This is a genomic window from Hydrocoleum sp. CS-953 (assembly GCF_002260545.1).
Taxonomy (GTDB): Bacteria; Cyanobacteriota; Cyanobacteriia; order Cyanobacteriales; family Microcoleaceae; genus Trichodesmium.
Window position 1 is genome coordinate 1 of the sequence record NZ_LGSU01001096.1, and the last position, 6716, is coordinate 6716.

The 6716-nt window shown below is 37.7% G+C and carries 7 protein-coding genes, 1 tRNA gene and 1 other annotated feature; of the genes, 7 read left to right on the top strand and 1 reads right to left on the bottom strand.

Translation table 11 applies throughout. From position 1 onward, the window contains the following. Window positions 1-1275: hypothetical protein (locus AFK68_RS16625; protein WP_143437951.1), on the bottom strand; the 1275-nt coding region annotated here is incomplete at its 3' end. A 599-nt stretch (window positions 1276-1874) separates the two neighbouring features. On the opposite strand from AFK68_RS16625, the gene rplS reads away from it, so the two are divergent. The 7 genes from rplS to rplJ all read left to right on the top strand — a co-directional run bounded on the left by rplS (window position 1875) and on the right by rplJ (window position 6436). Further along, window positions 1875-2258 carry a 50S ribosomal protein L19 gene (rplS, locus tag AFK68_RS16630; RefSeq protein WP_094673753.1) on the top strand — a complete coding sequence of 128 codons (384 nt, stop codon included), beginning with the start codon at window positions 1875-1877 and terminating at the stop codon, window positions 2256-2258. Window positions 2259-2361: 103 nt separating this feature from the next. Next, window positions 2362-2434, top strand: a tRNA-Trp gene (locus tag AFK68_RS16635). A 628-nt stretch (window positions 2435-3062) separates the two neighbouring features. Continuing rightward, window positions 3063-3287 carry a preprotein translocase subunit SecE gene (secE, locus tag AFK68_RS16640; RefSeq protein ID WP_094673748.1) on the top strand — a complete coding sequence of 75 codons (225 nt, stop codon included), beginning with the start codon at window positions 3063-3065 and terminating at the stop codon, window positions 3285-3287. Then, window positions 3284-3958: a transcription termination/antitermination protein NusG gene (gene nusG, locus AFK68_RS16645; RefSeq protein ID WP_094673749.1), complete on the top strand. Its 675-nt coding sequence runs from the start codon at window positions 3284-3286 to the stop codon at window positions 3956-3958. Before secE ends, nusG begins: the two co-directional genes overlap by 4 nt. Then, window positions 3958-4383, top strand: coding sequence for a 50S ribosomal protein L11 (rplK, locus tag AFK68_RS16650; protein ID WP_094673750.1), 426 nt, complete (start codon window positions 3958-3960; stop codon window positions 4381-4383). Before nusG ends, rplK begins: the two co-directional genes overlap by 1 nt. Window positions 4384-4763: 380 nt before the next feature. After that, window positions 4764-5480 (top strand): 50S ribosomal protein L1, encoded by a 717-nt coding sequence (rplA, locus tag AFK68_RS16655; RefSeq protein WP_094673751.1) that lies wholly within the window; start codon window positions 4764-4766, stop codon window positions 5478-5480. A gap of 29 nt (window positions 5481-5509) precedes the next feature. Continuing rightward, window positions 5510-5699, top strand: a sequence feature (ribosomal protein L10 leader region). A 170-nt stretch (window positions 5700-5869) separates the two neighbouring features. Then, window positions 5870-6436 carry a 50S ribosomal protein L10 gene (rplJ, locus tag AFK68_RS16660; RefSeq protein WP_094673752.1) on the top strand — a complete coding sequence of 189 codons (567 nt, stop codon included), beginning with the start codon at window positions 5870-5872 and terminating at the stop codon, window positions 6434-6436. Window positions 6437-6716 lie beyond the last annotated feature (280 nt).

Below are 6716 nucleotides of genomic sequence, written 5' to 3' on the forward strand. Positions count from 1 at the left end.
TAATAAAACAGTAATAATTGGATAAATAAAGAAAATTGTAATGGCAATACCAGTAGGTATATTACCAATAGAAATATATATTAATACCTGGGATAAAAACAAAAAGAAAGCACTACCAATAACCTTCCACCATAAAGAAAAATCTTTAGATTTAATAAAACGTTCAATATCACTCCAAACAGCAGGATAGAGAAATGTTGCTACTATCGGCATTAATAACATTACTACTATCAGTCGTAGTAATAAAATTAATAAAGAATTACCAAAATTAGGATTAACTAATCCTGACATTGAAAATAAACCACCAAAAATTTGATGTGGTTGTGGTGGTGTATTAAAAATAATCTTGATACAAACATTAAATAAAGATAACGCTGCTGCTGAAAGTAGAGCCAAAATTAAACCAACCTGAACTTGAGAAGCAGACTTTTGAGGTTTAGCACTAGATTCGGGTTTAGATATAGTCTGTTTTTCTGGAGACTCAACAGGTGACTCAACAGGAGTTGATGTTTCTGCAGAAGTAGTATTGACTGATTTCCTCAACCCAGACTGAGCATTTTGATAAGTTCCAGATGAAACTACATCATTGTTTTCCAGTTGTGTTTGAAGGCGACTGACCAAAGTTTCTAGAATGACCTCACACTGCTGCTCCATACCACGCATATTATTTAGTCGTACAGAAAGGTCACTTTCGTAACTGTCCAACTCCTGTTTTAGGGTATCAAATGTTCTGCTCAAAGCATCAGACAAGGAATATCCCAACTCATTAGCAGATTCATAATAGCTATCTGGAGGATTATTCATTGATAATTCTCCACCTGGAAAACCACCTGGTTGTAATCCTGATAATTCTCCTACTGGAAAACCACCTGGTTGTAATCCTGATAATTCTCCTACTGGAAAACCACCTGGTTGTAATCCTGGGTCAACATTCTCCCTTAACTCTCTAATTTTCTGGCCTAATTGTTGTTGTAAATTATTGGCCATAACTTGGGCGAGTTGTTTGAGCCATAATTGTTGCTGGGCTATTTGTCGCTGAGACAGAGATTCTAGTTGTTGAGATTGTAACTGTTCATATTGTTTCCGTAATCTATTTACATCCTCATTAAGCTGTTCTTTCTCTACTCTTAATCTGTTTACATCTTGGCCTAACTGATTTGTCAAATTTTGACGAAAACTATCCAAGTCTTGAATCACTAACTTCAGGACTTCTTCTGCTGATTGAGGAGTTTCGGCTCCCTGATTTGAAGGTTGAGTATTCATTTTTCGTTCCATATTTGCTAATCTGAAGCTCACAATACTTTATTGCTTCATCCTAGAAGTCTCCGCACTCCTCTGTCTACAGGCCATCAATGTTGAACTAACTGCCATCATGCAAATGCCTACAGAGATGAATAATGTCCCATTTTGACCAATTTTACTCTTCTTCAACTGAATTTGCCCAGGATTTTTGGGACATATTGCCTTCACAATATATTAAGACAGTTGAGCGATCAAGTAGATTCGGTAGTAGTGGGGATTAGATTCTAACGAAGTCAAAAGTTAGAAGTTTTTTTGTGATGGGGATGGGTGAGCAACCCTCCAAAAACATTTCGCCTTAAAAGGGAGGGTTGGACGACCCAATTATTTTGATAAATTTTGTGGTCTACTAAACTGAAAAACACTTTCAATAATGGATAATTGATAATTACCTTTTCCTTTTAGGGAGAGGATTGAATAAAAGGAAAATTTTTTTTGTTTCTCCACGGCGAGTGATAGGCTTTATAACTTTATTTTTCGGTAAAGTTCTAACAATATATAGTTATTGTGTCAATTTCTTGCCATGCTCATAGTCAATGATATATAATAATAGATTGTGAGTTTTAATAAGTATGATGAAAGCCCAAGAAATAATTTCCTCGATTGAAGCTGAAGAAATAGAAAAGTTTAAGCAAGGCTCGAAAAAGAATATTCCCCAACTTTATGTAGGTGACACTGTAAAAATCGGAGTCAAAATTATAGAAGGAGGAAAAGAACGAGTCCAACCCTACGAAGGTACGATTATTTCCATGCGGAATGGAGGTATAAACGAAACTATTACAGTCCGTCGTGTTTTTCAAGGTGTCGGGGTAGAACGGGTATTTTTACTCCATTCTCCTAGGATTGCTAGTATTAAATTGATCCGTCGCGGTAAAGTGCGTAGAGCTAAACTCTATTACTTGAGAGATCGTGTTGGTAAGGCCACTCGTGTTAAGCAAAGATTCGATCGTCCTTTATAGTGTCAAAAAGAATCTCAAAAATTCTCTCCTACTTGATCAAAAGTTATGTTATACTAACAAAAGTTGTCGAGGTAGATTAGATAAAATCTAATACCTCAACTATGCGCTCTTAGTTCAGTTGGTAGAACGCAGGTCTCCAAAACCTGATGTCGGGGGTTCGAGTCCTCCAGGGCGCGCTGAATCACTAAGTTAAAAATACTTTTTCCTTTCCTCTAAGATGCTGAGGTGACTGGAACAAAACTTAATCTTCTGCTAAGGGACTCTCTATTTCAAATAAGTTTCCCTGACCCAAAGATTAATCAAAACATTGGTAGAATAATCGTCTTGGCTTCGAAAGGAGAGAACAAAAGAGCGAATTGGTCAACATAAATCAATGTTGCATTTATACCTGAAATTTGCTAGTATAAATAAGGTTGTTGGGCTGAGAATTGCAGTCTTTGAAGCAATCATTCAGAACGGAAAGAGGTTCGGCCTTCGAGGCTGGTGCTATCTAAAGCATAACGGGACTTTTAATCTTTGATTTTGTAGCAACTAACTAAGTTTATTGCTGGGAAACACTCAGAAACTTTCAAATGGACGGGTTGGAAAACTTAAGACTAGCACATTCGTCCTTGAGTATCTAATGAAACTTTAACCCGGTGGAAAGAGTTTCTGTGGGTTTTATTTTTGCTTCTTGTAGAGCCTTGATTAGTCGATGGCTTTTTAAGCAGCAAAGCCTGAACTATGAGGTTGAGAGAGCTACCGTTATAGCATAAGCATGAGTGATGACATAACATCACAAACTAAGGGGAGAAAGTAATTATTGTGGCCAAAAAAGAGGATATAAAAGTACAAGAAAATAAGGAAGGTTTTAGTCCTGTAACTTTTTTCCAAGAAACAAAAGGAGAACTAGATAAAGTAGTATGGCCAAGCAGAGAACAACTTATAAGTGAGTCTGTTGCTGTACTATTGATGGTTATTCTCTCAGCAACAATCATTTACCTAGTAGATGAGTTCTTTAGTTGGGCAGCCGGGGTGGTGTTTGGATGAATTTATATTCAGAAGAAACACAAGAGACAAAACAATCAGAACAAGGAGGAGAAGAAACTAAAGAGTTTAAAAAAGGAGAGCTGCGGTGGTATGCAGTACAAGTTGCCTCTGGCTGTGAAAAACGGGTTAAAGCTAATTTATCTCAGCGGATTCAAACTCTTGATGTTACAGATAAAATATTGAAAATAGAGATTCCTCATATACCTGCAATTAGGCTTCGTAAAGATGGTAGTCGTCAACATAGTGAAGAAAAAGTTTTTCCTGGCTATGTATTAGTACAAATGAAGCTAAATTGGCATGAGGAACCAAAAGAATGGAGAATTGATGACGAAGCATGGCAGGTTGTCAAAAGTACCCCAAATGTGATTAACTTTGTAGGGGCTGAACAAAAGCGTCGCTATGGAAGGGGTCGCGGTCATGTTAAACCATTACCTCTAAGTCCTTCAGAAGTAGAGAGGATCTTTAAGCGAGCTCAAGAGCAAGAGCCTATGCTAAAAGTAACAGTGGCAGAAGGAGACCATATTACGGTACTTTCAGGGCCATTTAAAGACTTTGAAGGTGATGTAATTGAGGTAAGTCCAGAAAGAAGTAAATTGAAGGCGCTATTATCCATTTTTGGACGCGATACGCCTGTAGAATTAGAGTTTAATCAGGTAGAAAAACATAACTAATGGCAAAAAAAGTCGTGGCGCTGATTAAGTTGGCTATTACGGCAGGAAAGGCTAACCCTTCTCCGCCTATTGGTCCAGCTCTAGGTCAGCATGGTGTGAATATTATGGCGTTTTGTAAGGAGTATAACGCCAAAACTGCAGACCAAGCGGGTACAGTAGTACCAGTAGAAATCTCAGTTTATGAAGACCGTAGTTTTACTTTTGTTCTGAAGACTCCACCTGCAGCAGTTTTAATTAAAAAAGCAGCAGGGGTAGATCGTGGTTCTAGTGAACCACATAAGACAAAGGTAGGCTCTATTACACAGGCTCAACTCCAAGAAATTGCCCAAACAAAAATGCCAGACCTCAATGCTAATGACATTGAAGCTGCAATGAAAATTGTGGCAGGTACAGCAAGAAATATGGGTATTACGATCGCTGATTAAGTAGTAGGGGAGTTAGGGAGTAGAGGAGTAGGGGAGCAATTTTTTAATCTTTAGTATGCTCTTTATACTAACCTGGATGAGAATTTTAGAGTCTTGAACTGGTAGTTTATTAAAGACTCCAAAAAGGCACTTCCCTTATATATGCAAATAATTTGAGAATTAATCAGCAGAGTCAGAATTAAAACTTTAATCTCTTTGACCATGGGATAGAGGGTGTGTAATTCACCCAGTCAGAGTAATACCTGCAAAATTAATTAAGGATATGTCATATTTGACCATATTTTTATGAACTATTAATTCAATTTCTAATAAAAGTCAAACTGAAAGTAAAAAATATAGGGGGAGAAGCAGAGCTTCGTTAGGTACCCCAGGAGGATTAAATGCCAAAAAAAGTCTCTCGTAGATTAGAAGAACTAAGAAAAAAAGTAGAAGAGCGAGCTTATGAACCAGAAGAGGCACTTCAACTTTTAAAAGAAACAGCTACAGCAAAATTTCCAGAAGCAGCAGAAGCTCATATTCGTTTAGGAATCGATCCTAAATATACAGATCAACAACTACGAACTACAGTAGCCTTGCCGAAGGGAACAGGTCAAACAATTAGAATTGCCGTCATTGCTAAGGGTGAGAAAGTTAACGAAGCTCTATCAGCAGGAGCAGACTTAGCAGGTTCAGAAGAGCTAATTGAACAAATTAGTAAAGGTATGATGGATTTTGACAGGTTAATCGCTACACCTGATGTGATGCCTCAAGTAGCAAAACTAGGTCGTTTACTCGGACCGAGAGGTTTAATGCCATCCCCGAAAGGCGGTACTGTAACTTTTGACCTGGCACAAGCAATTGACGAATTTAAAGCAGGTAAGTTAGAATTTAGGGCAGACCGAACTGGTATTGTTCATGTTATGTTTGGTAAAGCTTCTTTTTCAGCAGAAGATTTACTGATAAACTTAAAAGCTCTACAAGAGTGTATTGACCGCAACCGTCCTTCTGGTGCTAAAGGTCGCTACTGGCGTAGTGTATTTATATCATCAACAATGGGGCCTTCAATAGAAATTGAAGTTAATAGTTTGCGGGATCTAAAATTAACGGAAGCAGCTTAATTTCAATTTATTGAGATTTTTCAAGCTAAATAATCAAAATCAAAGAGCTGAAGACAGTAGGTGCTAATAGCTTAATTTCCTGCCGAGGTTCAAGAGTTAATTATTCAAAGACAACAATAGAGGGTTTTGTAAAAGACCCTAATTTAATTGCTTGATTTGGATTTTATAATTCTTAGCCCTGGCAGATACCAAAATCTGCCGGGGCTTTTGATTTGTCAAGGAGCTTGAATCTGATAAATGCGGTGGGCTTGACCGTCAATGCCTGTGGATGAGCAACCGTCTACGGCCTCGTACGGACGTTGCATGCAACGTCCGTACAGCAGGAAGTAAACATCAATTTGTCAGATTATGTGACAAATTGTATCAGTTTTATAAAGCAGGTGATAAATATGGGCAAAACTAAAGAACAAAAACAGGAAATGTTGGCAGATATCAAGCAAAACTTGAGTGAAAGTCAACTAACCCTGGTGATTAATTATCAAGGATTATCTGTTGCTGAGATTACAGATCTCCGCAGGAGACTAATACCTACAGGTAGCGTTTGTTCAGTTACTAAAAATACTTTGATGGGAATTGCCGTTAAAGAAGATAGTAACTGGCAACCTATGGAACAGTTACTTGCAGGTTCTAATGCTTTCCTTTTCTTGAAGGATGATATTGGCGGTGCCATTAAGGCATACCAAGACTTCCAAAAAGCCACCAAGAAAACAGAATTTAAGGGTGGCGTCATGGAAGGGCGAGTGCTGACTCAAGATCAAGTTAAAGCGATCGCCGATCTACCTTCTAAGGAGGAGTTAATTGCTCAAATTGCTGGTTCTATTAATAGTATCGCTAGTAAGTTGGCTGGTACATTGAATGCTGTACCTACTCAGCTTGCTACTGGTATTAATGAGGTTCCAGCTACTGTAAGTAGGGTTCTGAAAGCAGTTTCCGAAAAGGAAGAACAAGGAGAGTAGGGGAGTAGGGGAGATGAGGTATATTGAAATATTTTTCAACCTTTTTCTCGTAAGGGTCACTCCTGCTAAAAAGTTAATTGAATTTTGGTAGAGATACCAAATGGGTTCTATAAGGAATTTAAGCTTTCTTTTTTCCTGCTTTTTACCCAATTATTAATTATTAAATGATTCTGGTTTAAAGCATCCCCTTGGATAGGGGAAAAAAGAAATTATATTTCCTGATATTCAATCCTCTCAGTTTTAACCAGAGGTAATTATCAATTATCCATTATCAATTATC